This window comes from Kitasatospora sp. NPDC059795 (genome assembly GCF_042732175.1).
Lineage (GTDB): Bacteria > Actinomycetota > Actinomycetes > Streptomycetales > Streptomycetaceae > Kitasatospora.
Genome location: NZ_JBHWID010000038.1, coordinates 1 through 18,078, shown reverse-complemented (window position 1 = coordinate 18,078; position 18,078 = coordinate 1). Strand labels below are relative to the sequence as shown.

The 18,078-nt window shown below is 72.9% G+C and carries 18 protein-coding genes; 8 read left to right on the top strand and 10 right to left on the bottom strand.

Features of this window, described 5'->3' with window-relative positions:
• Window positions 1–574, bottom strand: a 574-nt coding sequence (locus ACFV4P_RS35480) for a hypothetical protein (RefSeq protein WP_380477615.1), incomplete at its 3' end; no start/stop codon positions are given.
• A gap of 516 nt (window positions 575–1,090) precedes the next feature.
• On the opposite strand from ACFV4P_RS35480, the gene mobF reads away from it, so the two are divergent.
• Entirely contained in the window at window positions 1,091–5,176 is a 4,086-nt protein-coding gene (gene mobF, locus ACFV4P_RS35475) for a MobF family relaxase (RefSeq protein ID WP_380477614.1), read from the top strand.
• Window positions 5,177–5,327: 151 nt separating this feature from the next.
• On the opposite strand, the gene ACFV4P_RS35470 is transcribed toward mobF, so the two are convergent.
• The 6 genes from ACFV4P_RS35470 to ACFV4P_RS35445 form a co-directional block, all read right to left on the bottom strand.
• The gene (locus ACFV4P_RS35470) at window positions 5,328–6,290 is read right to left on the bottom strand and encodes a hypothetical protein (RefSeq protein ID WP_380477613.1); all 963 of its coding nucleotides are present in this window, start codon (window positions 6,288–6,290) and stop codon (window positions 5,328–5,330) included.
• A gap of 105 nt (window positions 6,291–6,395) precedes the next feature.
• Window positions 6,396–6,680: a hypothetical protein gene (locus tag ACFV4P_RS35465; RefSeq protein ID WP_380477612.1), complete on the bottom strand. Its 285-nt coding sequence runs from the start codon at window positions 6,678–6,680 to the stop codon at window positions 6,396–6,398.
• A gap of 23 nt (window positions 6,681–6,703) precedes the next feature.
• Window positions 6,704–8,236: a hypothetical protein gene (locus ACFV4P_RS35460; RefSeq protein ID WP_380477611.1), complete on the bottom strand. Its 1,533-nt coding sequence runs from the start codon at window positions 8,234–8,236 to the stop codon at window positions 6,704–6,706.
• A gap of 758 nt (window positions 8,237–8,994) precedes the next feature.
• On the bottom strand, window positions 8,995–9,231 hold the full coding sequence (locus tag ACFV4P_RS35455; protein ID WP_380477610.1) for a hypothetical protein: 237 nt from the start codon (window positions 9,229–9,231) through the stop codon (window positions 8,995–8,997).
• Window positions 9,232–9,236: 5 nt separating this feature from the next.
• Entirely contained in the window at window positions 9,237–10,478 is a 1,242-nt protein-coding gene (locus tag ACFV4P_RS35450; protein WP_380477609.1) for a hypothetical protein, read from the bottom strand.
• A gap of 69 nt (window positions 10,479–10,547) precedes the next feature.
• A complete protein-coding gene (locus ACFV4P_RS35445) occupies window positions 10,548–11,258 on the bottom strand; it encodes a GntR family transcriptional regulator (RefSeq protein ID WP_380477608.1) in 711 nt (236 codons plus the stop codon).
• A gap of 294 nt (window positions 11,259–11,552) precedes the next feature.
• Between ACFV4P_RS35445 and ACFV4P_RS35440 the strand changes: the two genes are divergently transcribed.
• From ACFV4P_RS35440 to ACFV4P_RS35410, 7 genes are all read left to right on the top strand, one after another.
• A complete protein-coding gene (locus ACFV4P_RS35440; protein ID WP_380477607.1) occupies window positions 11,553–11,801 on the top strand; it encodes a hypothetical protein in 249 nt (82 codons plus the stop codon).
• Complete coding sequence (locus ACFV4P_RS35435; protein WP_380477606.1) at window positions 11,801–11,980, top strand: hypothetical protein; 180 nt, start codon at window positions 11,801–11,803, stop codon at window positions 11,978–11,980. The genes ACFV4P_RS35440 and ACFV4P_RS35435 overlap by 1 nt, the downstream gene beginning before the upstream one ends.
• 173 nt (window positions 11,981–12,153) lie before the next feature.
• Entirely contained in the window at window positions 12,154–13,266 is a 1,113-nt protein-coding gene (locus tag ACFV4P_RS35430) for a hypothetical protein (RefSeq protein WP_380477605.1), read from the top strand.
• Between the two features lie 17 nt (window positions 13,267–13,283).
• A complete protein-coding gene (locus tag ACFV4P_RS35425) occupies window positions 13,284–13,691 on the top strand; it encodes a hypothetical protein (protein ID WP_380477604.1) in 408 nt (135 codons plus the stop codon).
• 10 nt (window positions 13,692–13,701) lie between these two features.
• Window positions 13,702–14,751, top strand: a complete 1,050-nt coding sequence (locus tag ACFV4P_RS35420) for a hypothetical protein (RefSeq protein WP_380477603.1) — start codon at window positions 13,702–13,704, stop codon at window positions 14,749–14,751.
• A gap of 31 nt (window positions 14,752–14,782) precedes the next feature.
• Window positions 14,783–14,974 (top strand): hypothetical protein, encoded by a 192-nt coding sequence (locus ACFV4P_RS35415; protein WP_380477602.1) that lies wholly within the window; start codon window positions 14,783–14,785, stop codon window positions 14,972–14,974.
• A 43-nt stretch (window positions 14,975–15,017) separates the two neighbouring features.
• On the top strand, window positions 15,018–15,197 hold the full coding sequence (locus tag ACFV4P_RS35410) for a hypothetical protein (protein WP_380477601.1): 180 nt from the start codon (window positions 15,018–15,020) through the stop codon (window positions 15,195–15,197).
• Between the two features lie 71 nt (window positions 15,198–15,268).
• On the opposite strand, the gene ACFV4P_RS35405 is transcribed toward ACFV4P_RS35410, so the two are convergent.
• The 3 genes from ACFV4P_RS35405 to ACFV4P_RS35395 form a co-directional block, all read right to left on the bottom strand.
• Window positions 15,269–15,634, bottom strand: coding sequence for a hypothetical protein (locus ACFV4P_RS35405; RefSeq protein WP_380477600.1), 366 nt, complete (start codon window positions 15,632–15,634; stop codon window positions 15,269–15,271).
• A 636-nt stretch (window positions 15,635–16,270) separates the two neighbouring features.
• Window positions 16,271–16,573 carry a hypothetical protein gene (locus tag ACFV4P_RS35400; RefSeq protein WP_380477599.1) on the bottom strand — a complete coding sequence of 101 codons (303 nt, stop codon included), beginning with the start codon at window positions 16,571–16,573 and terminating at the stop codon, window positions 16,271–16,273.
• A 200-nt stretch (window positions 16,574–16,773) separates the two neighbouring features.
• Window positions 16,774–17,931 (bottom strand): hypothetical protein, encoded by a 1,158-nt coding sequence (locus ACFV4P_RS35395; RefSeq protein WP_380477598.1) that lies wholly within the window; start codon window positions 17,929–17,931, stop codon window positions 16,774–16,776.
• Between the last annotated feature and the right edge of the window lie 147 nt (window positions 17,932–18,078).

Genomic DNA, 18,078 nt, shown 5'->3' with positions numbered 1-18,078 from the left:
GGGTCATCCGCGCCTTGATGCGGGTGCCCCAGCTCTTGATGTACTTCCGGTGCGCCGGGATCTCGGTGACCAACACGGTGAAGCCTGCGGCCACCAGGTCCTCGCGCACCTTCCACGTCCACTTCGTGTCGTTCGGGTCGACCCGGTTCAACGACACGACCGCCGGCAGCGCGCGACCGGTCTCCTGGCGGGCCCGCTCCAGGAACCGCGCAGTGTCGAGCGTGCGCGGCAGCTCGTAGCTGCTCGTGCTCGCCGGGACGACGACGACGTCGGCGACCCTGAGCACCGACATCACGATGTCGGCGTGGTCCTCGGCCTGCGGGCAGTCGACCACCGCGTCGTGGCCGGCGGGCACCAGCTCGGGAATCAGGATGTCGGCCTGCGGCCGGGCACAGGGATGGACCTGGAACGGGAAGGCCGCCATCTGGTCCCAGTCGGCCCAGCCCCGCGAGCGGTCGGCGTCCACGCCGACCACCGGGGGCGTTTCGTGGCGCTCGTGCATCGCCGAGGCCAGCCAGCCACTGGTGGTGGTCTTCCCCGTGCCCGGCTTGAAGTTCACGGAGGCAATCAGCATGAGCGACACGCTAGCCCCGGCCCGCCGAACCCCCGCAGGGCAACGCCGCACGCTGGTACCGTTCGAGTGCAATCAGCATGAACGGCCCCCGGGTGACTCCCGGGGGCCGTTCGCGTTCCCCACCAGCCGTGCCGCCCGTGCCGGGCGTGCCGGACTCTGTGCCGCCGAACCGTGCCGGTTGGCGGGCAATCTAGCAAGATTGCCCGCCAATCGACACGCCCCCTCACTTCCACCGCTCAGCCTGCTTCTCGACACCGACCGCCGGACCCCTTTCCCCAGCCACTTGCCGGCCCGCCAGCCCACACAGCACACCAGCAACAGACCCAGCATCAGCTCACATCAACTCAACCTACATAACCGACAAGCCGACCAAACCGACCAAACCGACCCAGCAGACCACCGACACACCGACAGCCAAAGACCCGTCACCAAAACCACTACAGCACTCCAGGTATCTTCGATACGTGATCAAGGTCCGCGCGGGCGGACGAGGGCGGACAAGGGGGTGGGCCGGACATGGGGTGGGTGACGCCGATCCGGGCCCCCGAGCAGGTCGACTACCGGTTGTCCCGCGACTGCGGGTGCGACGTCGAGCACGACGCCCAGGTCGAGTACCGGCTCGCCTCCGAGCGCGACCTGCGGTGGATCGGCAGCGGCCTCGGGGAGCTCGGGCTGACCGCCGGCGGGCCGGTCGACCCCGACGCCGCCCGGGCCCTGATGGACGGTCGGGACTGGCGCACCGGCGAGCAGCTGGTGAAGCGCAAGCAGGTCCTCGACCCCCGAGGGAAGGTGCCCGCCCGGGTGGTGGTGGACGCCGTCGCCGCGCTCGCCGCCGCGGACGGCATCACGGCGGCCGAGTACCTCGGTGACGACCGGCTTGCCGACCGCCTGGCCCGTGCCGAGCGAGGCCTGCGCCGCGAGGGGGAGCGGCACGTTCTGCCGCTCGCCGACGCCGAGCGCATCGCCGCCGCGGCCGGCCTCGACGTCGAGGCGCTGTACGGCGCCGACGTCGTCGCCGAGGCCCGCCCGTTCGCGGGTCGGCACGTCGACGTCGGCCTGCGCGGCGTCGACCTGGTCCTCGACCTGCCGAAGTCGATTTCGACGGCGTGGGCGCTGGCGGGGGACGAGCTGGCGGCCTCGATCGAGGACGACTGGCTGGCCTCGGTCGGCGACGCCGTCGCGGCGCTGGAGGAGTGGACGGCGTACGGGATGGCCGGCCACCACGGGTCCGGACAGCGCGCCGAACGCGTCGACACCAGCGGGTTCCTCGGGTGGACCACCCTGCACCGCAGCGCGCGGCCGGTGGACGGCGCGGTGGGCGACCCGCATCTGCACGTCCACGTGAACCTGGCGCACATGGCCAAGTGCGCGGACGGGAAGTGGCGCACCATCGCGGCCGGCGCGGAGGACCTGCTGCGGCACGCCCACCTGATCAACGAGATCGCCGAGGCCCGCCTACGCCAGCGGCTGATCGAGCGGCACGGCGCCCGGTTCGAGCGCTCCGCCACCACCGGCGCGTGGGAGCTCGTGGGCGTGCCCGAGCAGCTGCGCGACGCGTTCTCCCGGCGGCATCAGCAGGTCGTCACTGCGGCCGGTCAGGGCGCGACCCGCGACCAGCAGAAGGCCGCCGCGCGCCGCACCGCCGAGGCCAAGCACGACGGCCAGGATGCCGAGCGCACCAGCTGGCGGGCCCGCGCGGTCGCCACGGTCGCCGGCGACCTCACCGGCCTGACCGACGACGACCGCCAGGCCGTACTCGACGACGCCGGCCGCGCGGTCGACGCGATGGTGCGTGCCACGCTGCCCGGCCCGGACGGGTCGGAGCCGACCTCCCACGACCACCCCCGCGGCCCTGTGCTGCCCAGCCCGGAGCGGATCGCCTCCCAGATTTGGGACGACCCGGAGCACGGCCTGGTGGCGACCGCGAAGGTCGTCGGCCACACCCACGTCATGTCCGCCGTGGTCCAGGCGCTGCCGTACCTGGAGTCGGTGGACCAGCTCACCGAGCTCGTCGACCAGGTGCTCGCCGTCGACGGCCACGCCGTCCGGCTCACCGACTCCAACCGGCACCACCAGGTCCACCGCGGGCGCTACACCCACACCAGCGTGGTCGCGGCCGAGGCCACGATCATCTCCACCGCCGCCACCGGCTACGGCCGGGGGCTCGCGCAGCTCACCGCCGAGGCCGCCGAGCTGACGATCGCCACCACCGAGGTGGCGAAGTCCGGCGCCGAGCAGTTCCGGTTCTCCGAGCAGCAGCGCGCGGTGATCCTGCGGCTGCTGACCGCCGGTCACGGAGCCGAGGCCGTGATCGGCGTGGCCGGGGCGGGCAAGACGACGCTCATGCAGGCCGCCCGCTCGGGCTGGGAGGCCGCCGGCCTTTCCGTGGTCGGCGCGTCCACCGCCGCCGTCGCCGCCGCGAACTTGGCGGCCGAGGCCGGGATCGACTCCCGCACCATCGCCGCCTGGACCCGCGACATCACCGGCGGCCGCGGCCTGGACGGGGTCGGCGTGCTGGTCATCGACGAGGCCGCGATGGTGGACGACCGGGCGCTGGCCGCGCTGCTGCGGCACGCCTCCACCACCGGCACCAAGGTCGTCGCGGTCGGCGACCCTCAGCAGCTGCGGGCGGTCGGCGTCGGCGGCGGTTTCCAGCGGGTCCACCAGATCGTCGACGGCCTGGTCCTCGACGAGAACCGGCGCCAGGTCGACCCGGTCGAGCGGGCCGTGCTGGAGACGTGGCGGGCCGGCGGGCGTACCGGCGCGCTGGCGATGCTGGCCGAGCACGGGCACGTCCACGCGGTCGACACGGTCGACGAGGCCCATGCCTCCATGCTCGCCTCCTGGGACACGGCCCGCAGCCGGTGGGCGGGCGACCCGCACGGCCAGGTCGCCGACCTGCTGCTGCTGGCCGCCCGCCGCGCCGACGTCGCCGAGCTCAACGCCGGGGCCCGCGCGCTGCGGGTCGAGGCCGGCGAACTCGACGGCGGCCGCGCCTTCCGCGCCCCGGACGGCAGCCGGATCGAGTTCGCGGCCGGCGACCTGGTCCACGTCCGCCGCAACGACTACCGGTCGCGGCGCGGCGACGAGCCGGACGTGCTGAACGGCTTCCGCGGCGTCGCCCTGGAGGTCAACGGGCGGCGCGGCGTGCTGGTCGAGTGGCGGCGCCCGGACGGCACCGGCGGGCACCGCACCGAGTCGGCGTGGATGAGCCCGCGCGACGTCGCCGAGGGCCGCCTCACCCACGGCTACGCGATGACGATCGGCTCCGCGCAGGGCCTGACCAGCGACGTCACCATCGCCTCCGGCCGGGGCGCCGACGCCCACAGCCTCTACCCCGCGCTGTCCCGCGCCCGCCAGGAGACCCACCTGTTCCTGCCCGTGGCCGAGCTGGAGGACGACGTCACCCGGATCACCCTGGGCGATCCGCGCACCACCGCCGAGCGCCTCAACCGGGCGGTCGCCGCCTACGGCCGCCAGCTCCAGCACGACGCCGACGACGTCATGGTCGTCGACGAGATCGCCGCCCAGCGGGGTGTGCCGGACACCGTGCCGGATGCCGTGCCGGTCGCGGACCGGCCCGTGCCGGTCGCCGACGAGCACCAGGCCGTGCCCGGCGACGTCCCGGCGCAGCGTCAGGAGCCGTCGGCGGCCGAGCTTCCGGCCGGGTTCCGCACCGGCCGCGTGCTGCCCGTCGAGCCGCCCTCCCCTCCGGTGCCGCGCTGGCGCGAGCGCCCGCACGGCGACGTCGCCACGGCCTCGCTGCTACCGCGCGCCGAGCAGGCCGACCAGGAGGCCGACCTCGCCCGCGACCGGGCCCGCCAGTTCGACGCCCGGGCCGACCGCCTCGGCGCGCAGCTGGGCACCGATCAGGCACCGGGGCGTCGGACCGTCGCCGAGATCGGCGCGCGCCTGGACACCGCCGAGCAGCTGCTCGGCCGGGCCGACGCCGCCGAGCTCGCCGCCGACGCCATCGACGCCCGCACCGCGCAGATGTACGCGGCGAACCGCGAGGACATGCAGGCCGAACGCCGGATCCGCGACCGCGCCGCCCTCAAGCGCTCCGCCGTCCTCTTCCAGCGCGGGGGGATGCTGGAGGCTGCCGACGCCCTGCGCCAGCGCATCGACGACCGGACCGCCCGCATCGAGCCGCTGCGGCAGCAGGCCGCCGAACTGCGCGGCCAGGGATCGGAGCTGCGGCAGCAGGCCAGCGCCGAGCTGGGCGCCGCGGGCGCCACCGGCCGCGGCGACGCGCAGCACCGGATCTCCGAGCGGCGGGCCGCGCTGCCCGCCCTGATCGAGCGCCTGGACCGCCTCGACCTGAAGGAGTACCAGCGGCTGGTGACCGAGGCCGGCAACCAGCGCCGCACCGCGGACCAGCTCGACACCCGCGCGGCCGGCCTGCGCGACGAAGCGACCGTGCGCGGGCAACTGCCCTCCGGGCGACGGGTGACCGAGGAGACCGAGCGCGCGGCCGCCGCCGTCCGGGCTCAGCAGCGCCGGGCCGCCGAGCAGGCCCGCGCGGAGGCTCAGCGGCAGCGGTACGAGTACCGGTACGAGCCGCCCACCCAGGGCCGGTCCGGGCCCAGCCTCGGGCGCTGACCAGCACCGACACAGCCATGCCGGACGACCGGCACACCACCCGGCACACCCGGCGCACCGCACGAAAGGACCCTGCCGCCACGGCGGGCAATCTTGCAAGATTGCCCGCCGTTCGCGCCGTCCGAGCTCGAAGAGCCCGGGTGGCGATCGGTCAGGCGGGGTCGGTCTTCAACTGGTCGATCAGGTCACGGATTTGGTCGGCCCGGGCTGTGAGCCTTTCGGCGTCGAAGCGGGACCGGCTGGCCATGGTGGTCCAGAACGTGGCGTCCTTCTCGGCCTTCTCCGCGGCTTCGGTCTTGTCGGCGGCCTCAGCGAACTCCTGCTCGGCCTTCGCCATGGCGGCGCGCCGCTCGGCGAGTTTGGCGTCCTGGAGGGCCTCGACTGCGGCACGGCGCAGCCGGGTGTGCTCGCTGCGGGCCCGCTCGGGAGCCGCCTCCAGGGCGCGGTCGAGCGCGGCCCGGATCAGGTCGCCGGTGGTGACCACCTGCCGTCGCAGCTCGGCCCGCCGGGTGAGCTCGTCGGCATCCGGGGTCGAGGTGAGGGCTGCGAGCATCCCGGAGATCTCGGTCACCCCGCCGAACTCCCGCACAGACTCCCGCAGGATCACCTCGGGCCCGTCCCCCCATTTGTCGGCCCACTCCTGGAGCTGCTGCTCGATCTCAGCGTTGTGCCAGTAGCAGGCCCGCTGGAGCTGCCCTCCCACCTCGACCGGCAGCCTCAGTCCGAGGCGGCCGAGGAACTTGGTCTCGCCCTCGTCGTGCTGGCCGTCGTAGCGGCCCGGGTCGGTGCCCCACCGTCGGCCGGCACCCACCCCACCCCGTGGGATCGGCGGCCACTCACGGTCCCAACCCCTGGCCGCGAGCTCGGCCTTGACCCCGGGCACGAGCAGCCAGTCCCGGCTGCCTGCGAGGTGGCCCGCCTCCCGCTCCGCGGCCAGCGCCTCGCGCGTCGCGCGCCGGGCCTGCGCCAACTTCCCTCCCCGCAGCCCGGCATGGCCCTCCCGCTGTTCGGCGAGCCACGCCCGTTCCTGATCCGCTGCCACCGCGGCCACCAGGTCGAGCAGCCGCAGCCGCTCCTCCCGCACCGCCACCGTGTACTGCACCGTCGGTCCCATGCGGGCAATCTAGCAAGATTGCCCGTCATTTGGCGCTCACTGCCCCGGACCGGAAGTCCGGCGGGCGGGGTCCGTCCGCCGGACGCGGGTGATGCTGGTGGCGGGTCAGTTCGCTGGCGGTGTCCGGTCGGCGGCCTGTGCCGGGTCGGCGGGGCGTGCCGGTTCGACCGGCACGGGCGGCACGGCCTGTGCCGGAGACATGGTGAGCGGGCGGTGTCCGGTTGACCTGGGCGGGGGCGGGGTCTCGGGCACGAGTCCTTGCCTGGCCGCCTGCTCCGCGATGGTCCAGCCCCTGCGTCCGCGCGGCGCTGCGTCGGTGACGGCCTGGCCCTGGTCGTCGGGGACGCCGAGCCGCCGGCGGACGGGAAATTCGGTGACGTCGTCGGTCATGGTCTGGCTCCTCGGGTCGGTGGTCAGCTCGGTTGGGTCACGGGTCGGGGTGCGAGGGCGATCTGCTCGCAGACAGGGAGTCCGGCGGCACGGCGGGCGGCGCGTTCGGGCAGCACCCAGTCTCGGGGTGCGATGCCCAGCAGGTGCTGGGTGGCGTCGAGGTCGGCGACGGTGGCGGTGGAGGCCCTGCGCTTGGGAGTTCGGGCGGGGGTGGGCATGTGGGTGCCGTCTGCGTCGGTCGGTTCGTACCAGTCGACGCCGGGCTGCAGGCCCCAGCCGGTGAGCAGTTCGGTGACGGCGGCTCGGGCGCCGGGCAGGCCTCCGCCCTCCTGCCAGCCGACCTGCACCGCGGCCTTGAGTCGACCCCGCCGGCCGGGCACGGCACGGAACGCGCGGGCCATCGTCAGGCCGTTGGCCCGGTACATGTCCAGGCGCTCCGGGGCCTCCGCCTCGGCGACGGCCTGGTCGGTCTCCTCGGTGGTGTCGGTGAGCTCCGCCAGGCGTGCCTTGATCTCTCCGCCCCAGGTCAGCATCAGGTGGCCCTTGGTGCCGCGTTCGTACTCCCGCCACAGCTCGACCTCGGCGAACTCGCTGACCAGCCGCTTCTTGAGCTCGTCGTGGTGCTGCTGGGCGGCTTCGATCCGGGCCAGGGCTTGGGGCGGGGCCTGCTGGTCGTCGGCCTTGAGCGCGGCGCGGTCCGCGTCGCCGAGCGCGCGGGACAGGGCCCGTGCGGCGCGGCGGAGTTCGCGGCGGACGTTCTTCGAGTCGTCCAGCGCGCGGCGCAGGATCTCGAACGGGGCGCGGCCCGCGCGCTGGCCGGCCTTCATGTCGCCGCGCAACAACTCGTTGCCGAGCGACTTCTCGACGGGCTTGCCCTTCTCGATCTGCTTGGGCGTCACATCCTTGTCCTGGACCTTCACCAGATATTTCACCAGGTCGCCGTACCCCTTGCGGGTGGCGCGGGCCGGGTCGACCTTGACGCCGTGCTTGCGGCTGGGTGTGCCGAGCTTGACCTTCTTCGCCAGCGCGGCCCACTGGCCGTACAGCTCGGCCTCCATCGCCCGGGCGGTCTCGGCGTTGATCGGCTTCTCCGTCCACAGCACGGAGTGGATGTGGGTGTGCCAGCTGTTCGCCCAGCTGTGGGTCATCTCGACAGCGCGGGCGAACCCGACGACGCCGTACCGGGCGCGGAACCCCTTCGGGCCCTTCCACCAGCGGCTTTGCTGGAGCTTGCGCCACGCGAGCATGGTGCGCTCCATCTGCGTCGCGAGCCGGGCGCCCTTCCAGTGCCGGGTGGTGAACGTTGCCATGACGATGCCGTGGCCGGCCTTGAACCAGGCCGCGGCGTACCGCTCGACCTCGATCGCCCGCTGGGCGCGGATCTTGGGGGAGCACTCCGGGCAGGACCAGACCGAGCCGCACTTGAACAGGCCGCCGAACCCGCCCGCGCCGTCGGGGGTGTAGGTGATCGTGATGTCGCCCGCGATGGGCTTCACCCCGCAGTTGCCCATCGAGGGCAGCGTGGTGATGTCCCGTGAGTCGTCCAGCTGCCGCATCCGTGCCTGCTGGCGGTCTCCGCGAATTTCGAACCGGCGCTCCCATTTCGCCAGGTCAGCGCGGGTTTCCGGTCCGTCAGCGGCAACACTGTTCTTTGGGTTCCTAGACGGGCCGTCAGGGGTGGCCAGGGAGGTGCCGTTGCAGGCGGCTGGGAGGGCTTCTGACGGGCCGTCGGCGGCGGGTGCGGCTGTGCGGGCGGTGGCCGCTCGTACGGCCCGTGCGCGGGCGCGGATGGCTTCGTGTGCCGCTTCGCGGTCTGCGGGGACCTCGATGACGGGGGCGTCGTTCTCCCAGTTGCGGATCCAGGCCATCGCGGCGGCGTAGGTGCCGGCCTCGGGCTCCTGGCGGCGCTGGGCCTTGGCGCGGGTCCGCTCGCCCTTCGGGGTCCGGCGGGCATGCGTGTGGCCACCGGCGGCCGGGCGCTCGACCGCGTGTGCGGGAGCGGCATCCGGGCCAGTGGCCTGCGGATTTTGGGGTGTTGTTGCGCGGATGCCCGGGGCACCCGTTACCATCGGGTCCAAGAGGTCAGGTTTCCTGTGTTATCGCGGCCAGCGAATTCTTTAGGGCCTGATCTCCAGAGAGGCCGGGTGTTCCACCACCCGGTCTCTTGCGTTTTCAGGCCTATTGACGACCGATCATGCCCTATCTAGGCGGTCGGCGTGGCACACGGCGCGAAAGTGCCGGATGTGATTTGGAAGACCGCCCGAGGGCCGGTCCCCGTCCGTGGGGACCGGCCCTCGGTGTTTGTGCTGGTCCGTCAGGTGGTCCGCTCGCCGGTGGAGGCCTGGGCGGCGCGGGTGATCCAGCTGCCGATGGTGGCGACGGTGCACCAGTCCCATCCGGCGAGCCAGGCGACCATCTTCTCGTCGTAGGCGCCGAGTTCGACGCCGGCCTTGGTGAGCGCCTCGCGGATCAGGAAGGCCTGGGTCTCGTCGGGCACGAAGCCGGTGGGGCTGGTCTCGATCGGGCCGGTGGGGAGTTGGGCGTCAGTCATGGTGTTCATCCTTCCAGCGGGACCGGGTAGGTGACCGCGACTCGGTTCCAGGCGGCGCGCAGGCGGTCGGCACCGGCCTGGTAGCCCATCTCGCGGAACCGGGCCTCCATTTCCCGGTAGGAGCGGGGCGGCTCGGTTTCCATCCGGATCATGTGAACGACGGCGTCCAGCTCGACGTCACTCAGCCGGGCCCCCGGGATGGGGAGCTCAGCCTCGGCGTCGACCGTGCCGGTCGTGTCGGCCGCCGTGCCGGTGTCCGTGCCGGTTGTGTCAAACAGGAGCTGACCAGGGATTTCGTCCGACACGGGCACCAGCTCGGCGATCACCTCGGTCTCGACCTCCGCAATCATTGCCGGAGGTTCGACGGGGGTCTCGACAGCGAACACCGGGCTCGGGGCCTCGAACACCGGGTCCGGGCTGGCGAGTTCGGCCGGCACCGGCGCCTCGATCGGGACGGGCACCGGGGCGTCCACCGGCCGCGCTTCGATCGACACGGTGGTGCTGCGGCCGTACAGCGTGTCGAGGGCGGCCAGCGCGGAGGCAGTGGTGCGCTCGGCGTAGCCCTCGGTCAGCGCGGTGGTGAGGCGGGGGTCGCCGCGGCCGAGGCGCTCGGCCAACTTCCAGGCCTCCGTTGCCGACTTGGCGCGGACCTTCTCGTCCGGGTGGTGCTGGGCCCGGGCCCGGTGGAACTCGATCCGCCGCAGCAGTTCGCCGGTGCGGCGGTCGGCCTCGGCGTCGCGGCCGGTGCGGTGGACGATGATCGAGCGGGCGACGTAGCCGGCCAGCTCGGCCGCCGCGGTCATGGCGAGCGGGGTCACCGCGTAGACGACGCGGTGGGTGCTGTCGTCCTTGGCGAGGTAGATGCCGACCGCCGACCCCACCACCGGCATGATCCACAGCCCCAGCCGGAACGGGAGCGGGTAGGGCCGGGCGATCAGGGTCAGGCAGATCAGGGTCAGGCCGAGGACGGCAACCACGCCTTCGCCGGCCGCGACCAAGCCGATGGCCATGTCGCTGTCACCGAGCGCCGCCGACATGTTGTGGTACGTGCTGTACGCGCCGGCACCGCCGACTCCGGCCATCGCGATGAAGACCACCCCGAGGATCAGGGCGGCCCACCCCCCGACCGTGCCGGTGGCGGTCAGGCCGTTCGGCACGGTCGTGTCGGCCGTGCCGAACCCGCTGGTCAGCGGCCCCGGCACGGCGTGCCGGGGGGTGTGCCGGTCATACTTGTTCGTGTGGAACACGGGCACCTCCGTGGATCACTGATTGATTGGGCCGCTCCGGAGGGCAATTCCGGGGCGGCCCGCCGGTTTTCAGTTGAGCTGGGTGCTCCAGCGGAGCACGGTCTCGCCGTTGACCACCTTGATGGCGACTTCCACCACTCGTCCGTCAGCCAGGTAGACGGTCCTCACCACCTGCTGGACGATCACCGATCCCGTGAGACCGAGCGCCTGTCGCTCCTGCTCGGTTGCCTCACGGGCGGTCACCTCCTCCAGCACGCGCTCCTGAACACTGCCGAGGCGCTCGGCCGCCAGCTCGCGCGACGCGCCGGTAGACACCGGCTCGGCCAGCTCCGGCGTCGCCTCGACCACGAACAGGGGGTAGTAGGACGAGCTGACGTGCACGGGCACGCCGCCCCTCCTGACGAGGCGTCGGCGGAGCTGCACCGGGCTACCCGGCTCGATCTCCAGTCGGGCTGCCACCGTCTCGCTGGCCCCGACCGTGCCGACCTCCAGGATCTCGCTGGACTCGTCCTTCTTCAGCGCTCGGCCCGTGGCGGCCCAGGCCTGGACGCGCGACGCGACGTTGTCACTGCCACGCGGCGCGACCACAGTCCCGCCACCGGTGGTGGCCACCGTGAGCCCCTTGTCTCGCAGGCGCTTGAAGGCCCTGCCAGCGGTCTGGGCTGCCACCCCCCACTGCTGCATCACCTCCCGCTGGGGCGGGAGGCGGTCGCCGGGCTGCAACTCTCCGGACTCGATGAGCCCCTCGAAGTGCGCGGCAATCGCGATGTATCCAGCCATGCCGTCCCTTCCTCTCGGTGCGAGCGTTCGACTTGCTCGCGCTACTAGAACGGTAGACCACGGAGGCGTGCTCTACCAAGGGGGTAGTGCAAATCCGCGTTTTGCTCTACTGTCGGTGATGCAAGAAGCCCCCGTCAGCCGTGAACTGACGGGGGCTCAGGCCAACCCCTGCGACGAAGGGAAAGCCATGTCCGACGCTACCCCGCCCCCCGTTCCCCCGATCACCCCGGCCGACAAGGCCAGCGCCGGCTCCGCTGCCGACCGCCTGATCCGCGGTCTGACGGGGGGTTCGAGGTGACGAAGCAGCCCAACCTGCCGATCATCGGCAACCTCCGCCCCGACCCGAGTCAGGGCCCGAGCGCCTACGCCGCCACCGAGCCGATCACCGGCGAGCAGCTGCGCGAGGTGGAGCGCGCCGAATGGTGCCGATCGGTGAACACCAACGGCCGGCGCGCCACCACGGGCCGCAGCCGGTACTTCCTGCTCGCCGAGTTCGAGGGCGACGTCCTGGTCGTCACCGGCGAGTTCACGGGGGTGCGCTGATGTTCCGCTCCGAGTCGAAGCCGGCCACCCGCACCGACACCCCCGACCACGTCGACCCCGACTCCGGCCGCACCCGGACCGGCACGGACTACGACGAAGCCCGCGCCAACGGCCACCAGGTCTTCGCGCCGCGCACCACCCACAGCACCGACCAGCTCGGCCGCCCCTCCACCTCCTGACACCTGGTGCGCACCCCGTGCACATTCCCGGGGTGCGCACCACCTCTGACCTGGAGAAACCCACACATGGACCTGCTCAGCCTGCTGCTGATCCTGGTGGACGCCGTGATCTTCTTCGGCCTTGCCGCCCGGGTCGTCGTCAGCGCCCGCCGCAACCGCCGGGGGAGCGCCCGATGACCACCGCGCTGCCCGCCACCCCGTCGAACATCCCCCCGTATCCGGACCACCCGCCCACCGCCGGCGACGACGACAACACCCAGCAGCCGGGCCAGTGGTGGCGCGACGGCGGGATCCGGGACGACGTCCCCCCGCCGCCCACCGAGCCCCCGACCGCTGGTGGCGACGACGACACCGTCTACATCCCGACCCCGATCCGCCCCGGCGACACGTTCGCCGGCCGCACCATCACCCCCGAGGAGGCCGCCGCGTTCTGGAGCGACGCCATGGCCGAGCAGGCCCGGGTGATGGCCGCCCAGATCGGCCAGCTCGGCGACCTGATCGGCGCCCGGATCGGCGAGCAGATCGGCGAGCAGATGCGGCAGGTCAACGAGCTGCTGGCCGAGACCCCCGCCCAGCGTGCCGCCCGCGAGCAGATCGAGTACGAGGAGCGCATCGCCCGGCAGCGCGCCGAACGCGACGCCGCCTACGCCGCCGCCGGCGAAACCGCCGCCCAGCGCGCCGAGCGCCACCGCGTCGAGGACATCCTCGACCCCGGCCCGGACCAGCGCACCGACTTCGTCGGCATGGTCGACATGCTCGCCGCCCGGATCGGCGAGACCCCGGAGGAGCGCACCGCCCGGCTCGCCGCCGAGGCCGAACTCGACAAGCGACGCCGCCGCGCGGCGGAGGACGCCAGGCTCGCCGCCGCCGGGGAGACCCCCGAGCAGCGCACCAAGCGCCACCGGCAGCAGCACCTCGCCGACAAGCGCGAAGCCGCCGCCAAGGCCCGGCGCGCGCGCCGCCAGGCCGCCCGCGCGGCCGGCCCCTCCGACCGCACCAAGCGGTTCCGCCGCTGGTGCGTCCTCACCGCGGCGTCCGCCACCGGCGGGTACGTGACCGGCCTGATCTGGCTGGCTTCGAACGGCGGACCCGTCGCCGGATTGGTCCTCGCCGCTGCCGGACTGGTCCTCGACCTGTGGGTCCGCGATTTCGGCCGCCAGCGCGTCAGCGAGGTCAACCACTTCTGGCCCGTCGTGCTGCTCATCCTCGCGCGCGTCCCGGTCGCCTCCGGCCTGGTCGTCGCGGCCGGCCTCGGCCCGGTCTTCTCTGCCCTCCCCCTCTACTGACCGTCAGGAGACACACCATGAGCAGCCTCATCGCCCTCGGCACCGGCGGCGCCGCGACCGTCACGACGTTCTACCTGTACGTCGGTGTCCGCGGAAAGAACAAGATCACGGTGGAGGACGGTCACGTCCCCTACTGGGCGTTCGGCATCGGCATGCTCGCCGCGAACGCCGGCGAGGCCTTCCAGAAGCTCGCCGGGATCGGCACGCAGCTGGACCAGGCGTTCCAGGGCAACGGCTCGCTCGGCGAGTGGAAGACCGGTGCCACGGCCGCCGTGCTGACCATCATCGTGTTCGGGCTCAAGCCGCGGCCGTGGAAGGACGCGATCTGCGGGGCCGTCGCGCCCAGCCTGTTCGCCGCCGCCGGCGGCCTGTGGGCGCTGCCCGCGAGCATCTTCAGCGGCCTCATCGCCTCGTTCCTGAACTGAGGCGGCCACCATGGAGAAGATCTTCCCGACCGAGACCGTCACCGCCACCCTCCTGTACCCGATCACCGGCCTGTTCACCGGCACCCCGGTCCTCATCGACAAGCTGACGGCCCCCCGGCGCGCACGGCGCGCCGAGGCCGCCGAACTCAAGGCCAGGCAGGCGAAGATCGCCGCCCAGCTCGCCGAGGCCGACGCCGCCGCGTTCCAGAAGAAGCTCGAAGCGGAGGCCGACCCGGTCAAGCGCGCCGCCATGATCCAGGCCCGCGAGACCGCCCAGGTGACCGCCCGCCAGGTCCAGCTGGAGCAGGCCAAGGCCGCACGCAAGGCCAGCCGCAGCAAGCTCGGCGACGCCGCCGGCGCGGCTGCCCTGATGCTGATCGTCGGCGGCCCCCTCATCTGGTCCCTGGCCCGCCCCTACATCCAGACCGGCATCGGCGTCCTGATCGCCGCCTGGTGGCTCGCCGCGCTGATCTACGCCCCCTCCCCGAACACCCGCAAGGAGGAGCACGACCAGGAGGTGTCCGCCACCACCGAGGAGAAGCTCCCCGGCGACGGCTCCGACGACGAGTTCGAGGACGACGACGAGGGCGACTTCGACGACGACGAGGAGGACCAGGAGGACCCCGTCGAGGAGCCCGTTCCGACCTCTCCGACCCCTGCCGAAATCCACGCCCTGACCGTCGCCCTGACCGCCGGTAAGAGCTCCGTTCTCCACACCCGCCTGGCCTCCGAATTGGGCGCCGTCCACCCCTCCTGGCAGGCCTCCACCAAGGCCGTCAAGACGCTCCTCACTGCGGCCGGAATCCCCTACCGCGAGGGGGTCCGCACGCCGGACGGCAACGGGCCCGGCGTCCACCACCAGGACGTGCCCCCGCTCCGCTCCCCCTCCCAGGCCGCCCCCCTCCCTCCCGTTGTTGCCAACGTTGGTGCAGGTCAAAGCGCCAACGCCAACGCCAACAACACCGCCAACAGCACCCCGACCGGCGACCAGGAGGTGTGGCAGGTCGACCCCGACAACCCCAGCCGGATGTTCCTCGTCCGCCACACCACCGCCGCCTGACCCCTACCACCCGACACCGGAGGAACCCGCTATGAGCCAGCACCAGAGCGTCCAGGACTACATCGCCGCCCGGCAGGCCGGAGACGCCGCACGGTGCTCCGAGATCGTCGCCGAGGTCCGCGCCCGCTACGACACCCGCACCACCGACGGCAGCGAGCTCCGCGACCTCCTGGCGGCGAACCTCGACAACCCCCTGCGCCGCCTGATCGACCCCTCCCTGTAACAACCCGACCCACCCCAAACCCACCACTCGAAGGAGACCCCCGATGACCCTCAGCCTCGCCGCCGCCCTGGCCGCCGACGACGCCGCCGAAGACGCCGGAATGCACCCGGACGACCGCACCACCTGCCACCAGCACCAGGACTGGGCGGAGAACTGCGCCTCCAAGCACAGCCGCCCCAGCGCCGAGCAGATGCTCGCCCACACCGTCCGCTGGGGGAACTGACACCCACTCCGCAACCGAACGCCGGAGGCCCGGACCGCATCTCGCGGCCCGGGCCTCCGGCGTTTCTCCTGTCAACTACCGACCAGCACCCGGTGGTCGACCTCGACGTCGACCCCGCCCGTCCGCAAGTACTGGCCGACCGCCTCCGCGACCGCGACGCTCTGCCGCATCCCGTCCCGGCACGCCACCGTCACCCGCACCAACCGCCGCCGCTCGTTCGCGTACCCCACGAGCACCGACCGCGCCGACTCCGCGATTCGCTCCACCAGCCGCATCGCCCCCGCGGCATCGAGCACCCGCTCCCGCACCTCCGCGTCCAGCCCCGTGCCACCACTCGACGCCACATGCGACGCCACCCCGTCGACACTGAAGTACAGGCCGTTCGGCGGCACCGCACCGCTCGTCAGCGCAGTGCTCTCGATCACGACCTGGACCATGACGTCTCCTCCGGATGACGGGAACTCGGCAGTCCCCTCGACAGGCACAGCCGGTCTCCACCGACCGGCCGGTCACCAGTCCACCGCCCCTCGGCTCCACCCGCCAGTGCCCGCCCGGGGTGTCCTGTCCCCAATTCGGGACGGGTTCCCTCACGTCCCGGACCCTGCCGACCGAAGGCGCGCGCCCGACCCTCACCGACACAGACATGCCTCCGGCGGGCCACCTCCAAGGGGGTGGGGCCTTTGTGATCATGTGCACGTGGGTGGGTGGTGCGGGTCGACCCGGCGGGGGTCCCCCTCAGCGGACGGCCCCGGAGGCAAGCAGACCGCCCGCCGGGGCATCCAGGACGCTCGCAAGCTCGCGCCGGCAAGCCGGTCGGGCAAGCCCGATCCTGGACACCCCGACGAACGGCCCGCTGGGTCTGCGACTGCCGCCCACCGAGGGGAACCCCCGCTCGACCCGACCCATTGGGGCGGGCGGGTGGCCGGCCGCGTGCCGAACAGCCCCCACCCGACGTGGCGCCCGACAACGAGTCAGGCCTGCACCGCCCGCGACCACAACGACGACGCAACCAGCCCCAGAACCGGCCGCCGTCCAGGCGGGCAATCTAGCGAGATTGCCCGCCATCCCCCAGGTCACACCAGAGTGAGACCGGGGCACCGCCCACCACCGCCGTCGGCGACGTCCTGGTGGTCACCAGCAGCGGCACCGTCCGGCGCGCCGTGGACGCCGTCCTCATCGTTGATCACGTCGAACAGGCGGCGCCCGTACGACTCGGTTTCGGGGCCGGCCTCCATCCACTCCTCTCCGAGCGCGGCCACCCTCCCCGCCTCCGCCAGCAGCTCCAGGTAGGCCCGCGCCAGTTCCCGGACGCCGGGGGTCTGGATGTACTCGTTGTCTCGGATCCGCCGCGCGGACTCCTCGGACACATAGGTCATGCCGTACCCAACGACCGGCACGCCCCCGCCGACACGGCGGCACAGGACCCGGCACGGCCGACACACCGACCGGCACGACCCGTGCCCCGCTCCCCCGCCCCGGGGCCGCAGCCCGCTTCCGCCCGCCGACCTGCACCAACACCCGCCAACAACGCGGCGCGGCCCCGGGCGCCGTCGCCCGGGGCCGCGGTGACGGGACGTCAGCCGTTCCAGCGGCCTGGCGGGCTGCTGTCCGCCGGCAGGTGCTCGTCACAGAAGTGCGCGGTGGACACCGTCGCGGTTTTGCCGACCGGATGATCGGTGACCCGCCACTCCGGAATCTCCTCGCACGGCTCCGTCCCCGGCGCCGCGCACGTGATCTCCGGCTCGCCCTTCCCGGCCTTGTGGCCCTTCGGCTTCTGCTCGGCGATCCGGATGTGCCCGCGCGGCTTGCCCGCCGGGGTCCACGTCCACCGCCGGGCCGTGCCGATCTTCTCGGCCGACTCGGACTCGATCCGCTGGGCCACCGCCGCCAGGGCGTCCGGCTCCTCCAGGGCGAGCTCCACGATCCGGGCGACGACCGCGTCCCGGGACAGCGTCATCCCGAGGCCAGCCGACAGCTGGCTCGTCCAGTCGTCCAGCTCCGCGGCCAGCTTCTCCGGCACCGCCAGGCGCAGCGGGCCGCTGACCTTCTTCGCCTTCTCCTTCCCGTCCCCCGCGCCGCCGGCCTTCCCAATTAGGGAGGTCACGGCCTCGCGGGCGGCCTCACGGACCACCTTGACCCGCTCGCCCTGGTCCTCGGGCAGCTCGGCCGGCTTCGGCAGCACAGCCACCGCGGCATCGAGGAGAACCGCCGTCAGCTTGCGGTCGAGGGCCGACTCCTGCAGCGCGTCCTGGGCGCCCGCGAACACGGCCTCTGCCGTCGTCTCCCCGAGCTCGTCGAAGCCGTCCTCGTCCCGGTCGCCGCCGTACTGCTTCACCACCGGCATGAGGCTGGTGACATGGCTACCCGTCACCCCGCGGCCAGCAGTCGCCGGGGCGAGCCGGGCGGCCAGCCGCCAGCCCTCCATCAGCCGGTAGGCCGGGCTCGGTTTGAGGCCCCACCGCTCCCACAGGTACTCGGGGAAGGTCGCGTGGGTGTCTCGGTGGTACGCGCCCTTGGCGATGACCGCCAGCGCCTGTCCGGCCGCCCAGCCGCTCGCCTGGAACGTGTCGATGGCGGCCTCGGCCGCGGCGAGGTTCGCACGCTCCATCGCGCTGAGCGCGCCGGTTCCCTCCGCGACGTCGGCGAGGTCGGGCAAGTCCTGTACCAGGGTGACGATCGACCGGTCCGGCCGGTTCGGACGGCCGTTGCGGTGCTGTGCTGCGGGTGTGCTCATCCCTCTACTCCCAGCTTCATGTTCCTGATCTCGGTCAGGACCCGGTCGTAGTGGGTCATCCGCGCCTTGATGCGGGTGCCCCAGCTCTTGATGTACTTCCGGTGCGCCGGGATCTCGGTGACCAACACGGTGAAGCCTGCGGCCACC